Source organism: Streptomyces sp. NPDC014676 (assembly GCF_043084105.1).
GTDB lineage: Bacteria > Actinomycetota > Actinomycetes > Streptomycetales > Streptomycetaceae > Streptomyces.
Map to the genome: position 1 here is coordinate 457,967 of NZ_JBIBZI010000002.1, position 14,080 is coordinate 472,046.

Below are 14,080 nucleotides of genomic sequence, written 5' to 3' on the forward strand. Positions count from 1 at the left end.
CCCAGATTAGGGAGATTCGCCACCAACCGGGACATCAAGGAAGTGGGTGAAGGGAGCTCCGCTACTCCCCGGGCCACTCCGGCCTGCGCTTCTCGTTGAAGGCGGCGACCCCTTCCGCCCGGTCCCCCGAGAACGCCACCGACCGCCAGGCGGCGTCCTCGACCTCCAGCCCGGCGGGCAGATCCAGCCCGTGCCCGAGCCGCAGCGCCCGCTTGGCCGCCCGCAGTCCCACCGGCGAGTTCCCGGCGATCCGGGACGCCAGGGCGAGCGCCTCCTCCCGGTCCCGCCCTTCTTCCACCAGCTCGTCGACCAGCCCCAGCTCCCGGGCCTCGGCGGCCTCCACCCGCCGTGCCGTGAAGATCAGCTCGGCGGCTCTGGCCGCCCCCACCCGCCTCGGCAGCAATTGCGTACCGCCCCCGCCCGGAATCACCCCGACCGACACCTCGGGCAGCCCCACGACCGCCGTACGGTCGGCGACGATCACGTCACACGACAGGGCCAGCTCGAACCCGCCGCCGAGCGCGTACCCGTGCACCGCCGCCACCGTCGGCACGGGCAGCTCGAGCACCCCGGTGTACGCCCCGCGCGCCACGGGCCGCTGACGCACCAGATCGGCGTCACTGAAGGAATTGCGCTCCTTCAGATCGGCCCCCACACAGAACGCCCGCTCGTGCGAGGAGCTCAGCACCACCACCCGTACGCTCCGGTCCTCCCCCAGTGCCGCACAGGCACCGGCGACGGAGCGGGCCATCCCGGTCGACACGGCGTTCATGGCCCCCGGGCGGTCGAGGACGAGCTCCGCGACATGCCCCCGCTCGTGCCGACGCACCAGCACGAACTCCCCGAACCGTTCCTCACTCATCGACACCCTCCGGTTAACGCGGGTTAACTTTCGCTCGTCCCGATCATCGCAGCCCGCACCCGCCGGGGAAAAGGGCGCACGCCCGGTTCCCTTGTCACCCCCCGACCACCCGTTCGAGTGACATCCCTCCGACTGCGACCCGCCCCCGCACGGGAGTGCATAGCGTGCGCACACCGCGGCGCGCGGGGGCGCGCACGCAGGGGAGGGAATCGCGATGACACCGACAGCACCCACCGATGAACCACCGGCGGGCGCCTCCCGCCTCCGGGGCCGCCACCGCAAGCCCCGTCCCCGCAAGGTCCTCCTGGCCGCGGGAAGCCTGGCCGTGGCCGCGAGCGCCGTGACCCTGGTCCGCCTGGCCACCACCCAGGGCGGCGGCACGGACATCGGCACGGGCATCGGCACGGAGGCGGGCCCCCGCCCCGCCCCTCACACCGGCATCGGCACGGAGACAAGCCCCCGGCCCGTCCCCCACACGGACGCCGGCACACCCACCGGTTCCCCGGCCGCACCCGGGACCGCCGCCCCCGTCCCCGAGGCGAGCCCGTCCTCCCCCACGGCCCTGGGCGGCAAGAACCCGGCCCCGCTCACGGCATCCGAGCGGCCGTCCCCGGCCCGGACGACCGCCCCGGACACAACGACCACTCCCACCGCCACGCGCCCGACAACCCGCCGACCACACTCCCCCACACCCCGGCAGCCCCCACGCGACGCTCCGGGACCGCCCCCACCGGCCCCCCACGACCCGGCGCCACCCCAGCCGGACGATCCCGCCCCGAGCCCCCGTCCCGGCCTGTGCGTACCGGTCATCGGGATCTGTGTGGGCGGCGGCCCGGGTTAAGGGGTGGCGGAATCCCCGTTCCGGCGCGTGAGCAGCCAGGGCTCCACCACGCCCAGACCTCGCACGGGCCGCTGCCACATGGGCTGGAGCGCGAACCGGTAGCCCGGCGGTTCCTCGCCCTCCTTCTCCGCCGCGGCCACCGCCTCGGCCGCCGCCGCCTCGGAGGCGGGCGCGTCACCGGTACGGATCAGCTCCTCGGCGAAGGCGCTGTCGACGAGCACGGCATCGCGCGGGGCTATGGACGTGAGCCGGGAGGCCAGGTTCACGGTCGTACCGAACACATCACCCATCCGGGTGGTCACCGTGCCGAACGCCATGCCGACCCGCAGCTCCGGCATGGTCTCGTCGTTCGCCATGGTCTCGATCAGCCGCATCGCGATGTCCGCGGCGACACCGGCGTCGTCGGCGGCGTAGAGCACCTCGTCGCCCAGCGTCTTGATGAGCCGGCCGCCCCGCGCGGCGACCAGATCGGCGGCGGTGGTCTCGAAGGCCTCGACGAGCTCGCCGAGCTCCTCCTCCTCCATCCGCCGGGTCAGCCGGGTGAACCCCACGAGGTCCGCGAAGGCGACGGCGAGCCGCCGGTCGACCATCTCCTCGTCGTCGGCGCCCTGCACGACCCGCCCGGCCGACGCGGCGAGCTGCCGCCGCCAGACGTAGACGAGGAACTCCTCCAGTTCGGGCAGGAGCAGCTCGACGATCGGATACGTCACCTCGGTACGGGTCATGCCCGGCTCGGGCGGCTCGGTCAGCCCCTCCAGGAAGGAGTCGATCTGCCACTCGGCCAGCCGGGCGGTGGTCTGTCCGGTGGACCGTGCCACCTGGACCGCCATGGCCTCGCTCAGCAGGCCCGCCTCCACCAGACCGGCGAGCCGGCGCAGGGCGAGTACGTCCGCCTCGGTGAGGGCCTTGGCCTGGCCCACGTCGGCGAAACCCATCGCCCGCCAGAAGCGGGTGGCCAGCTCCATGGTGACGCCGGCGCTACGGGCCGCCTGAAACGGTGTGTAACGGCGCTCGGCGCCCAGGATGAGCTGTTCGAGACGCAGGGCAAGCGGATCCTCGCCGGCGCCCTGCCCGTCCGTGGAACCCGAGTCGTCGACGGTCACGCGTGCCCTTCCGATCTGCCATGGCCAGGTATCGACCGGGCTCAACTCTACGGCAGGTGTGCGCCAGCTCACTCCGTTCGGTTGGGCCATGGGGTGAGGTCGTGGGGTCGCGCCAACCCCCACCGAAGCCGTGGCCTCACCTCGCGCGCACGTGGATGATGTCGCCCGCGCCCACCGGTTCCTGCACGCCCTCCCCCGTGGCCAGCACCAGCCGCCCGTCGCCGTCCACCGCGACCGCCTCCCCCACCAGCTCCCGGTCCCCCGGCAGCTCCGCCCGCACCACCCGCCCCAGCGTCGCGCACCCCGCCGCGTACGTCTCCTGCAGGCCGCTCTCCCCCGGGTCACCCCCCACCGCACGCCACCGCCCGTACCAGTCCTCCAGCGACCGCAGCACCCCCCGCAGCAACGGATCCCGATCCGTGCTCACCGCCCCCGCCAACGCCAGCGACCCCGCCGTCGGCACCGGCAGCTCGTCGTCCCGGAGGCTCACATTGATCCCGACGCCGATCACCACCCCGTCGTCACCGGCCCGCTCCGCCAGGATCCCCCCGGCCTTGCGCTCCTCTCCCCCCACCGTGACCAGCAGATCGTTGGGCCACTTCAACGCCGTGTCGACGCCCGCGGCCCGCGACAGCCCGGTCGCCACCGCCACCCCCGTGAGCAGCGGCAGCCACCCCCACCGGGCCACCGGCACCTCGGCGGGCCGCAACAGCACGGAGAAGAACAGACCCGACCGGGCCGGCGCCGTCCACCGCCGGTCGAGACGCCCGCGCGCGGCGGTCTGCTCCTCCGCGACGAGGACGGCCCCCTCCTCCAGCGCCCCCTCGGCGGCCCGCGCCACGAGGTCGGAATTGGTGGAACCGGTGCGCTGCACCACGTCCACCTGCGTCCACAATCCGCCCGCGCGCACCAGCCCCCGGCGCAGACCGACGGCGTTCAACGGCGGGCGGCCGAGGTCGGACCAACGTCCCGGACCCGGCTCACTGTGCCTTTCGGGCGTACCTTCAGCATGGGGTGTCATACGACCCACACTAGGTTTGACACCCTCCGCCCCGCACAGGGGACGGATCCCGGCCCGGGAGCCGGGGCTCGCGGCCGGCTCTCCGAGGATCTCCTTCCCGGGTCTGTGAAGGGGAAAGCGGTGTGGGAAACACCGCACTGCCGATCGGAAGACCCCCTACTACGCTACGGATGAGTAACCGTCCCCCCTTTTGAGCAGGCAGGGAGCCGCATCCCGATGTCCGAGCCGGAAGAGCAGCAGCCCGACATTCACACGACCGCGGGCAAGCTCGCGGATCTGAGGCGTCGCATCGAAGAGGCGACGCACGCCGGCTCCGCACGCGCCGTGGAAAAGCAGCACGCCAAGGGCAAGCTGACGGCCCGTGAGCGGATCGACCTCCTGCTCGACGAGGGGTCCTTCGTCGAACTCGACGAGTTCGCCCGGCACCGCTCCACCCACTTCGGCCTCGACGCCAACCGCCCCTACGGCGACGGCGTCGTCACCGGCTACGGCACCGTCGACGGCCGCCCGGTCGCCGTCTTCTCCCAGGACTTCACCGTCTTCGGCGGAGCGCTGGGCGAGACGTACGGGCAGAAGATCTGCAAGGTCATGGACTTCGCGCTGAAGACCGGCTGCCCGGTGATCGGCATCAACGACTCCGGCGGCGCCCGCATCCAGGAGGGCGTGGCCTCGCTGGGCGCGTACGGCGAGATCTTCCGCCGCAACACCCACGCCTCCGGCGTGATCCCGCAGATCAGCCTGGTCGTCGGCCCGTGCGCGGGCGGCGCGGTCTACTCCCCCGCGATCACCGACTTCACGGTCATGGTCGACCAGACGTCCCACATGTTCATCACCGGTCCTGACGTCATCAAGACGGTCACCGGTGAGGACGTCGGCTTCGAGGAACTCGGCGGCGCCCGCACCCACAACACCGCGTCCGGCGTGGCCCACCACATGGCCGGCGACGAGAAGGACGCGATCGAGTACGTCAAGCAGCTCCTGTCCTACCTCCCCTCCAACAACCTCTCCGACCCCCCGGCGTTCCCGGAGGAGGCGGACCTGACGGTCACCGACGAGGACCGCGAACTCGACACGCTCGTCCCGGACTCGGCGAACCAGCCCTACGACATGCACACCGTCATCGAGCACGTCCTCGACGACGCCGAGTTCTTCGAGACCCAGCCGCTGTTCGCGCCGAACATCCTCACCGGCTACGGCCGCGTCGAGGGCCGGCCCGTCGGCATCGTCGCCAACCAGCCGATGCAGTTCGCCGGCTGCCTGGACATCACCGCCTCCGAGAAGGCGGCCCGCTTCGTGCGCACCTGCGACGCCTTCAACATCCCGGTGCTCACCTTCGTGGACGTCCCCGGCTTCCTGCCCGGCGTCGGCCAGGAGCACGACGGCATCATCCGCCGCGGTGCCAAACTGATCTTCGCCTACGCCGAGGCCACCGTCCCCCTCATCACGGTCATCACCCGCAAGGCGTTCGGCGGCGCGTACGACGTCATGGGCTCCAAGCACCTGGGCGCCGACCTCAACCTCGCCTGGCCCACCGCCCAGATCGCCGTGATGGGCGCACAGGGCGCGGTCAACATCCTGCACCGCCGTACCATCGCCGAGTCGGACGACCCGGAGGAGACCCGCGCGAGGCTGATGCGGGAGTACGAGGACGCCCTCCTCAACCCCTACGTCGCGGCCGAGCGCGGCTACGTCGACGCGGTGATCATGCCGTCGGACACCCGCCGGCACATCGTCCGGGGTCTGCGTCAGCTGCGTACGAAGCGGGAATCCCTGCCCCCGAAGAAGCACGGCAACATCCCCCTGTAAGGAGCCGACGTGATCAAGGTCGTACGGGGCAACCCCACACCGGAGGAGCTGGCCGCCGCACTGGCGGTGGTCCGGGCGCGCGCCGCGGCGGCGTCAGCCGTGCCGCCCGGCGCGCCCACCCCCCGCGACTCCTGGTCGGACCCGTCCCGGATCGTGGCCCGCGGCGTCCCGCGTCCGGGCCCGGCGTCGTGGACGCGCACGTACTGGCCGAGCTGAGCCGCCGCCGGCCTCGGGGGCGCGGGGCCGTGCCCCTCCGCGGCTCCACCGCGCGGAGGGACGATGCCGCGCCCCTACTTGAGTACGCGTACTCAGGCACCTCGGCCGGCCAGGCCCCACGCTGGTGACATGCTGTGGTCCGACCCCGAGAACGAGCCGCCCGAAGAACTGCGGAACACGCAGGACATGCTGCGGCGGCTGGGCGTTCTCGTGGCGCTGGCCATGGTGCTCGCCATGCTCGTGATCGGCGTGAGATGAGGCATCGGGAGCACGTCGATACGCTGACCGCATGACAGATCAGCCGCGCCGCCGACTCGTGCTCGCCTCCCAGTCCCCCGCCCGGCTCGGGCTGCTCCGCCAGGCCGGGCTGGATCCCGAGGTGATCGTCAGCGGGGTCGACGAGGACGCCGTCACCGCCCCCACCCCCGCCGAACTGGCGCTCGCCCTGGCCGAGGCCAAGGCGTCCGTCGTCGCCGCGAAGCCCGAGGTCAAGGGCGCGCTGGTGATCGGCTGCGACTCGGTCCTGGAACTGGACGGCCGGGCCCTCGGCAAGCCCGCGGACCCCGAGGAGGCCACCGCGCGCTGGAAGTCCATGCGGGGCCGCGCGGGGACGCTGCAGACCGGCCACTGCGTCTACGACACCGTCAGTGGCCGTTACGTCTCCGCCACCGCCTCCACCGTGGTCCGCTTCGGCGATCCCACCGACGAGGAGATCGCCGCCTACGTGGCCTCCGGCGAACCGCTCCACGTCGCCGGGGCGTTCACCCTGGACGGCCGCTCGGCCCCGTTCATCGACGGCATCGACGGCGACCACGGCAATGTCATCGGCATCAGCCTGCCCCTGGTCCGGCGTCTCCTCGCCGACCTCGGCGTCGGCATCACGGAGCTGTGGGCGCGGCCGGAGGCGTGACCGGAGAGCCGTCACCACCGCCGGCGCCGCCCTCGGGAGCGGCGCCGGACCCGGCGGCGGCCGGCTGCTCCGGACGGCCGTCGTACGTCATCAGCAGCAGCACGATGAGCGCCAGTACGACGACCATGCAGAGGAACGCGGGCGGGCCGACCAGGCCCCAGGCGACCGCGCCCAGCAGTGCGTGCACCACCGCCGCGCTGATCAGCAGCACCCGGCCGAGCCCGGCGGGCGACCGGTCGCGTACGGCCACGAGCAGGGCCACCAGGCCGCACAGCGCGAAGTAGAGCCCGAAGACGATGCCGCCGATCTTCGAGGACGTCGACATCATGTCCGGGTCGAGCCCGGCCAGCGACATGTCCTGGCGGTCGACGACGGAGGCCAGGATCCAGTTCAGCGCCGCGACGCCGAGCGCCTCCACGAACAGGACGAGCGCCACGACCCCTGCCACCGGTCTGCGCACCACCGGCCCCCACCCACTTTCGAGCACGCTTGCGGTTACCCCGAGTATGTTCGGGCCGACGCGAAGGCTACTAACGGGTAAACCTCGGTACAAGGGTCCTGCGGAGGGCAAAGAATCATTGGGCCATTCGTAGGGACTCCACAAAGAAACTGAGTGGGCCGCAGCACGCTCTCACAGAGACCTTGACCACACAGGACGGCTAGGGTTTCCGGGAGGAGTCCTGCGTACCGAGGTGCGACAAGGGCTTTCGCGGGTCGAGCGAGCCTCGTATCACGCTCCGTGTGGGCAAGCTCACCAGTGGGGACGGGTCGAAGTGCCGTGTCGGCAGTCCCTAAACTCGGCTTGTTTCAAGGAGGGAGCCTCAATCGTGCGCAAGGTGCTCATCGCCAACCGTGGCGAAATCGCTGTCCGCGTGGCCCGGGCCTGCCGGGATGCCGGAATCGCGAGCGTTGCCGTCTATGCCGACCCGGACCGGGACGCTCTGCATGTCCGCGCCGCGGATGAGGCGTTCGCCCTGGGCGGTGACACTCCGGCCACCAGTTACCTCGACATCGACAAGGTGCTGAAGGCCGCGCGTGAGTCGGGCGCGGACGCCATCCATCCGGGCTACGGCTTCCTCTCCGAGAACGCCGAGTTCGCGCAGGCGGTACTGGACGCGGATCTGATCTGGATCGGCCCGCCGCCGCAGGCCATCCGCGACCTGGGTGACAAGGTCGCGGCCCGGCACATCGCGCAGCGCGCGGGCGCTCCGCTGGTGGCGGGTACGCCCGATCCGGTGAGCGGGGCCGAGGAGGTCGTCGCCTTCGCGGAGGAGCACGGGCTGCCGATCGCCATCAAGGCCGCCTTCGGCGGCGGCGGGCGCGGTCTGAAGGTCGCGCGGACGCTGGAGGAGGTGCCGGAGCTGTACGACTCCGCGGTGCGCGAGGCGGTCGCCGCCTTCGGCCGCGGGGAGTGCTTCGTCGAGCGCTACCTGGACAAGCCGCGGCACGTGGAGACGCAGTGCCTGGCCGACAAGTACGGCAACGTGGTCGTGGTCTCCACCCGTGACTGCTCGCTGCAGCGGCGGCACCAGAAGCTGGTCGAGGAGGCGCCGGCGCCGTTCCTGTCGGACGCCCAGATGGAGGAGCTGTACTCCGCCTCCAAGGCGATCCTGAAGGAGGCCGGCTACGTCGGCGCGGGCACGGTGGAGTTCCTCGTCGGCCTGGACGGCACGATCTCCTTCCTGGAGGTGAACACGCGTCTGCAGGTGGAGCACCCGGTGACCGAGGAGGTCGCCGGCATCGACCTGGTGCGGGAGATGTTCCGCATCGCGGACGGGGAGGAGCTGGGGTACGGCGACCCGGTGCTGCGGGGTCACTCGTTCGAGTTCCGGATCAACGGTGAGGACCCGGGGCGCAACTTCCTGCCGGCGCCCGGCACCGTCACCCGTTTCGACGCGCCGTCGGGGCCGGGTGTGCGGCTGGACGCGGGGGTGGAGTCGGGGTCGGTCATCGGGCCGGCGTGGGACTCGCTGCTGGCGAAGCTGATCGTCACCGGACGCACCCGCAAGGAGGCGCTGGAGCGGGCCTCCCGTGCGCTGGAGGAGTTCCAGGTCGAGGGCATGGCCACGGCCATCCCGTTCCACCGCGCGGTGGTGCGGGATGCGGCGTTCGCGCCCGAGCTCACCGGTTCGGCCGAACCGTTCACGGTGCACACGCGGTGGATCGAGACGGAGTTCGTCAACGAGATCAAGCCGTTCACCGCCGCGGTCGACGCGGGGGCGGAGGAGGAGGTCGACCGCGAGACGGTCGTCGTCGAGGTCGGCGGCAAGCGTCTGGAGGTCTCGCTCCCGGCCTCGCTGGGCATGTCCCTGGCCCGTACGGGGCTGGCGGCGGGCGCGAAGCCGAAGCGGCGCGCGGCGAAGAAGTCGGGCCCGGTGGTCTCGGGCGACACCCTCGCCTCTCCGATGCAGGGCACGATCGTCAAGCTCGCCGTGGAGGAGGGGCAGGAGGTCCAGGAGGGCGACCTGGTCGTCGTCCTGGAGGCCATGAAAATGGAGCAGCCCATCAACGCCCACCGGTCCGGCACGATCAAGGGCCTGAGCGCGGAGGTCGGTGCCTCCGTCACCTCCGGTGCGGCGATCTGCGAGATCAAGGACTGACGCATCTGCCGCTTGCGGCGCCGCTGTCCGCCCCGGCGGGGTACGGGCCTTACACCCGCGGCGCCGCTGTCCGCCCCGGCGGGGTACGGGTCTTGCGGCTGTTCGCCTCGGTGGGGGTGAGGGGCTTGTGCCCGCGGTGCGGCTTTCGGTCCGGTGGGTGGGATGCCTGCGGCGCCTGTGCGGCTTCGGTGAGGGCGTGTGCAGCGCCCACGGCCGGTGGGTGGTGCGGGGCCGCGTCGGGGGTGTCCGTCCTCGGACTGGCGCGGATCACGTTTCTCGGTGAGGTCGGGGTGCGGACGCGCCAGCCACTGCGGGCGGCCACCCCCGCCCGTCCCCTCCCCGCCGTACGCGACTACCGCCGCTTCCCCCGCCCTCCGCGGGCAGTCGTGCCTCCCCCAGTGCCTCAAGGGCCTGGGAGGTACCCCCAGGGCGGCACGGGTGGGCGGTGGGGGTACCTCCCGCTCATGGGGGTCCCCCGCTCGAGCGGAGTCGAGAGTGGGGGAGGCACCCCGCAAGCGCCGGGCAGCGCAACCCCACCCCCGGCCCACCCCCACGCCGGGGCACCCCGCAACACGTGCCGGGCCACGCAGCCCGCAAGGCACCGGCGGCGCACCCCCGGCCCGCGGCAAGCGCAGGGCGCCCACGACGCACCCCCCGAGCCGGCCGTCAGCGCCTCCGCAGATCCGCCACCCGCGCCCGCTCGGCCCCCTGGGCCGACTCCGCCGTCCCCAGCGCCACAGCCGTACGCAGCCCGCCGGGCCCCTGCCGCCGCGGCCCGGGAAGAGGAACGTCCCGGCGCTGACGCCCCGTCGAGCCCCCCTCACCCCCCGCCCCCGCGACAGCGATCTGCACGCCCTGATCGGCCAGCGCCTGCAACTCGGTTGCCGCCCGGTCGTCATGTCCGGCCGGCTCATCGGTCACCAGCCGCGTGATCAGATCCGTGGGCACCGTCTGGAACATCGTGTCCGTACCGAGCTTGGTGTGGTCCGCGAGGACCACCACCTCCGCCGCGGCCTGGACCAGCGCCCGGTCGACCGACGCCGACAGCATGTTGGACGTGGACAGCCCGCGCTCGGCGGTGAGGCCGCTCCCGGAGAGGAACGCCCGGGACACCCGCAGCCCCTGCAGGGACTGCTCGGCACCACTGCCCACCAGGGCGTAGTTCGAGCCGCGGAGCGTACCGCCGGTCATCACCACCTCCACCCGGTTGGCATGGGCCAACGCCTGGGCGACCAGCAGCGAGTTGGTGACGACCGTGAGGCCGGGCACCCGGGCCAGCCGGCGGGCCAGCTCCTGCGTGGTGGTACCCGCGCCGACCACGATGGCCTCGCCCTCTTCCACCAAATTCGCGGCGAGGTCGGCGATGGCGGTCTTCTCGGCGGTCGCGAGATGTGACTTCTGCGGAAAACCGGATTCTCGCGTGAAACCGCCCGGCAGTACCGCACCGCCGTGCCGGCGGTCGAGGAGTCCTTCTGCCTCCAGCGCGCGCACGTCCCGCCGTACGGTCACTTCGGAGGTCTGGACGACGCGGGCGAGCTCACGGAGCGACACGGCCCCGTTCGCTCGCACCATTTCGAGGATCAATTGGCGACGTTCTGCAGCGAACACGAAACTGACAGTAACGCCGACGACCGTCTGCTTTCAGCAGTTTGCGCTGAATAGCAGAAGTTGTTCGCACAGCCCTGCACCAAGTGGTATAGGGCCGTCGTTTTGGACCGTCAGGCCTCCGCGCCGGCCTTCCGGGTGTGCAACTGCCGTGCCACCTCGGCGATCGAGCCCGACAGCGAGGGGTAGACCGTGAAGGCGTTCGCGATCTGTTCCACTGTCAGATTGTTGTCGACCGCGATCGAGATGGGATGGATGAGTTCCGAGGCGCGCGGCGCGACGACCACGCCGCCCACCACGATGCCGGTGCCCGGGCGACAGAAGATCTTGACGAAGCCGTCGCGGATGCCCTGCATCTTCGCGCGCGGGTTGCGCAGCAGCGGCAGCTTCACCACGCGGGCGTCGATCTTGTCGGCGTCGACGTCGGCCTGGGAGTAGCCGACGGTGGCGATCTCGGGGTCGGTGAAGACGTTCGACGAGACCGTCTTGAGGTTCAGCGGGGCCACCGCGTCACCCAGGAAGTGGTACATGGCGATGCGGCCCTGCATCGCCGCCACCGAGGCGAGCGCGAAGACGCCGGTGACGTCACCGGCGGCGTAGACGCCGGGAGCCGTCGTCCGGGAGACCTTGTCGGTCCAGATGTGGCCGGACTCGCGCAGCCTGACTCCGGCCTCCTCCAGACCCATGCCCTCGGAGTTGGGGATGGCGCCCACGGCCATCAGACAGTGCGACCCGGTGATGACGCGGCCGTCGGCGAGCGTCACCTCCACCCGGTCCCCGACCCGCTTCGCGGACTGGGCCCGCGAGCGCGCCATGACGTTCATCCCGCGACGGCGGAAGACGTCCTCCAGCACGGCGGCGGCGTCCGGGTCCTCGCCCGGCAGCACCCGGTCGCGCGAGGACACGAGCGTCACCTTCGACCCGAGCGCCTGGTAGGCACCGGCGAACTCGGCGCCCGTGACACCCGATCCGACCACGATGAGCTCCTCGGGGAGCTCGTCCAGGTCGTACACCTGGGTCCAGTTCAGGATCCGCTCGCCGTCGGGGCGGGCGTCCGGCAGCTCGCGCGGGTGGCCGCCGGTCGCGATCAGTACGGCGTCGGCGGTGAGCGTCTCCTCGGTCCCGTCCGCGGCGCGGACGACGACCTTCCGCGATCCGTCGAGCGCCTGCATGCCCTCCAGCCGGCCCCGCCCGCGCAGCACGCGTGCGCCGGCCCGGGTCACCGAGGCGGTGATGTCGTGGGACTGGGCCAGCGCGAGCCGCTTCACACGCCGGTTGACCTTGCCGAGGTCCACGCCCACCACCCGGGCGGCCTGCTCCATGGGCGGGGTGTCGTCGGCGACGATGATGCCCAGTTCCTCGTACGAGGAGTCGAAGGTGGTCATCACCTCGGCCGTGGCGATCAGGGTCTTGGACGGCACGCAGTCGGTGAGCACCGACGCCCCGCCCAGGCCGTCGCAGTCGACGACGGTCACCTCCGCGCCGAGCTGTGCGGCGACCAGCGCCGCTTCGTATCCGCCGGGTCCGCCACCGATGATCACGATCCGAGTCACGTACTCCATTGTCCCGCACACTTCACCGTGCGACCGCCCGGGGGCCTCGGCCGTGGCTCCCCCGTTACCGAAGGTGGCGCCCGTTCCCGCTGCCGTACCCTTCCCCCATGTCGCTCTACGCCGCGTACGCCGCCCATCTCGACGCGCGGCTGATGTCCCGCCGCGCCCCGCACTCGCCGCTGCGCGCCACCGGCTGGCTGAACGGGTGGAGGCTGACGTTCGGGGGCGAGCACATGGGCGGGGAGGGTGCGCTGGCCACGCTGGTGGAGGACCCGATCTCGGCGGTCTTCGTCGCCCTCTACGACATCGCCCCGATGGACGAGGAGCCCCTGGACCGCTGGGAGGGCGCGGGCGACCTGGACCTCTACCGCCGCACCCGGGTGCGCGTGCACACCCTGGACGGCGAGGAGCCGGCCTGGACGTACGTCCTCAACGGTTACGAGGGCGGCCTCCCCGCGGCCCGCTACCTGGGCGAGATCGCCGACGCGGCGGAGTCCGCGGGCGCGCCCCACGACTATGTGATGGAACTCCGCAAGCGTCCCTGCTGACCTCCTCGGGGGAAACGACAAGACAACGATCGGCAACCCGTTCACTCCGACATCTACGCGCGTAGGCGATTACCGGCTACCCTCATCGCGTGAACGCTTCTCTTCTTCCGGACGACATCCAGGGCGACCCGTACGCCGCAGCCGACGCCGCCGCCGCGCGCCTGCGCGAACTCACCGGCGCCGAGACCCACGACGTCGCCCTCGTGATGGGCTCCGGCTGGGCCCCGGCCGTGGACGCCCTCGGCACGCCCGAGGCCGAGTTCCCGGTCACCGAACTGCCCGGCTTCCCGCCGCCGGCGGTGGAGGGCCACGGCGGCAAGATCCGCTCGTACGCCATCGGTGCGAAGCGGGCCCTGGTGTTCCTGGGCCGTACGCACTACTACGAGGGACGCGGGGTCGCGGCCGTCGCCCACGGTGTCCGTACGGCCGTGGCCGCGGGGGCGAAGACGATCGTCCTGACCAACGGCTGCGGGGGTCTGCGCGCGGGCATGCGCCCCGGCCAGCCGGTCCTGATCAGCGACCACATCAACCTCACGGCGACCTCCCCGATCGTCGGCGCGAACTTCGTCGACCTCACGGATCTGTACTCGCCGCGGCTGCGGGCGCTGTGCAAGGAGATCGACCCGACCCTGGAGGAGGGCGTCTACGCGCAGTTCCCCGGGCCGCACTACGAGACTCCGGCGGAGATCCGGATGGCCCGGGTGATCGGGGCGGACCTGGTCGGCATGTCCACGGTCCTCGAGGCCATCGCCGCGCGTGAGGCGGGGGCGGAGGTCCTGGGTATCTCCCTGGTCACCAACCTGGCCGCGGGGATGACGGGCGAGCCGCTGAACCACGAGGAGGTCCTCCAGGCGGGCCGGGACTCCGCGACGCGGATGGGGTCCCTGCTGGCCCAGGTGCTCGGACGCCTGTAGGGCGCGGCGCCGCCACCGTTTCACGTGGCGCCGTCACCGTTTCGCGCGGGGCCGGCGCCACAGGCATGCAACCCTGACAGTCGACGAACTCAGAGAGGCCG

Annotated in this window: 14 protein-coding genes; 8 read left to right on the forward strand and 6 right to left on the reverse strand. The window is 72.0% G+C overall.

Going from position 1 to position 14,080, the window contains the following annotated elements; all coding sequences use genetic code 11:
* Nucleotides 1-61 precede the first annotated feature (61 nt).
* Nucleotides 62-862 (reverse strand): enoyl-CoA hydratase/isomerase family protein, encoded by an 801-nt coding sequence (locus ACF1DX_RS06515; protein ID WP_391790097.1) that lies wholly within the window; start codon nt 860-862, stop codon nt 62-64.
* A 214-nt stretch (nt 863-1,076) separates the two neighbouring features.
* Between ACF1DX_RS06515 and ACF1DX_RS06520 the strand changes: the two genes are divergently transcribed.
* Nucleotides 1,077-1,703, forward strand: a complete 627-nt coding sequence (locus ACF1DX_RS06520; protein WP_391790098.1) for a hypothetical protein — start codon at nt 1,077-1,079, stop codon at nt 1,701-1,703.
* Here ACF1DX_RS06520 and ACF1DX_RS06525 read toward each other — a convergent pair.
* Nucleotides 1,700-2,806: an adenylate/guanylate cyclase domain-containing protein gene (locus tag ACF1DX_RS06525; RefSeq protein ID WP_391790099.1), complete on the reverse strand. Its 1,107-nt coding sequence runs from the start codon at nt 2,804-2,806 to the stop codon at nt 1,700-1,702. The two genes, ACF1DX_RS06520 and ACF1DX_RS06525, sit on opposite strands and share 4 nt — an antisense overlap.
* 136 nt (nt 2,807-2,942) lie before the next feature.
* On the reverse strand, nt 2,943-3,827 hold the full coding sequence (locus ACF1DX_RS06530; RefSeq protein ID WP_391790100.1) for a biotin--[acetyl-CoA-carboxylase] ligase: 885 nt from the start codon (nt 3,825-3,827) through the stop codon (nt 2,943-2,945).
* Nucleotides 3,828-4,043: 216 nt separating this feature from the next.
* On the opposite strand from ACF1DX_RS06530, the gene ACF1DX_RS06535 reads away from it, so the two are divergent.
* The 4 genes from ACF1DX_RS06535 to ACF1DX_RS06550 all read left to right on the forward strand — a co-directional run bounded on the left by ACF1DX_RS06535 (nt 4,044) and on the right by ACF1DX_RS06550 (nt 6,759).
* Complete coding sequence (locus ACF1DX_RS06535; protein WP_391790101.1) at nt 4,044-5,633, forward strand: acyl-CoA carboxylase subunit beta; 1,590 nt, start codon at nt 4,044-4,046, stop codon at nt 5,631-5,633.
* A 9-nt stretch (nt 5,634-5,642) separates the two neighbouring features.
* Nucleotides 5,643-5,849: an acyl-CoA carboxylase epsilon subunit gene (locus ACF1DX_RS06540; RefSeq protein ID WP_391790102.1), complete on the forward strand. Its 207-nt coding sequence runs from the start codon at nt 5,643-5,645 to the stop codon at nt 5,847-5,849.
* A gap of 129 nt (nt 5,850-5,978) precedes the next feature.
* Nucleotides 5,979-6,107, forward strand: coding sequence for a morphogenic membrane protein MmpB (gene mmpB, locus ACF1DX_RS06545; RefSeq protein ID WP_391790103.1), 129 nt, complete (start codon nt 5,979-5,981; stop codon nt 6,105-6,107).
* 31 nt (nt 6,108-6,138) lie between these two features.
* Complete coding sequence (locus tag ACF1DX_RS06550; RefSeq protein ID WP_391790104.1) at nt 6,139-6,759, forward strand: Maf family protein; 621 nt, start codon at nt 6,139-6,141, stop codon at nt 6,757-6,759.
* Here the strand turns inward: ACF1DX_RS06550 and ACF1DX_RS06555 are convergent.
* Nucleotides 6,728-7,207: a hypothetical protein gene (locus ACF1DX_RS06555; RefSeq protein WP_391790105.1), complete on the reverse strand. Its 480-nt coding sequence runs from the start codon at nt 7,205-7,207 to the stop codon at nt 6,728-6,730. The two genes, ACF1DX_RS06550 and ACF1DX_RS06555, sit on opposite strands and share 32 nt — an antisense overlap.
* Before the next feature lie 379 nt (nt 7,208-7,586).
* On the opposite strand from ACF1DX_RS06555, the gene ACF1DX_RS06560 reads away from it, so the two are divergent.
* Nucleotides 7,587-9,359: a biotin carboxylase N-terminal domain-containing protein gene (locus tag ACF1DX_RS06560; RefSeq protein WP_391790106.1), complete on the forward strand. Its 1,773-nt coding sequence runs from the start codon at nt 7,587-7,589 to the stop codon at nt 9,357-9,359.
* 666 nt (nt 9,360-10,025) lie between these two features.
* On the opposite strand, the gene ACF1DX_RS06565 is transcribed toward ACF1DX_RS06560, so the two are convergent.
* Nucleotides 10,026-10,967 carry a DeoR/GlpR family DNA-binding transcription regulator gene (locus ACF1DX_RS06565; RefSeq protein WP_391790107.1) on the reverse strand — a complete coding sequence of 314 codons (942 nt, stop codon included), beginning with the start codon at nt 10,965-10,967 and terminating at the stop codon, nt 10,026-10,028.
* Between the two features lie 110 nt (nt 10,968-11,077).
* On the reverse strand, nt 11,078-12,538 hold the full coding sequence (locus ACF1DX_RS06570) for an NAD(P)H-quinone dehydrogenase (RefSeq protein ID WP_391790108.1): 1,461 nt from the start codon (nt 12,536-12,538) through the stop codon (nt 11,078-11,080).
* 86 nt (nt 12,539-12,624) lie between these two features.
* On the opposite strand from ACF1DX_RS06570, the gene ACF1DX_RS06575 reads away from it, so the two are divergent.
* Together ACF1DX_RS06575 and ACF1DX_RS06580 are read left to right on the forward strand one after the other, a co-directional pair.
* The gene (locus tag ACF1DX_RS06575) at nt 12,625-13,065 is read left to right on the forward strand and encodes a gamma-glutamylcyclotransferase (protein ID WP_391790109.1); all 441 of its coding nucleotides are present in this window, start codon (nt 12,625-12,627) and stop codon (nt 13,063-13,065) included.
* An 89-nt stretch (nt 13,066-13,154) separates the two neighbouring features.
* On the forward strand, nt 13,155-13,979 hold the full coding sequence (locus tag ACF1DX_RS06580; RefSeq protein WP_217131615.1) for a purine-nucleoside phosphorylase: 825 nt from the start codon (nt 13,155-13,157) through the stop codon (nt 13,977-13,979).
* Nucleotides 13,980-14,080: the final 101 nt, after the last annotated feature.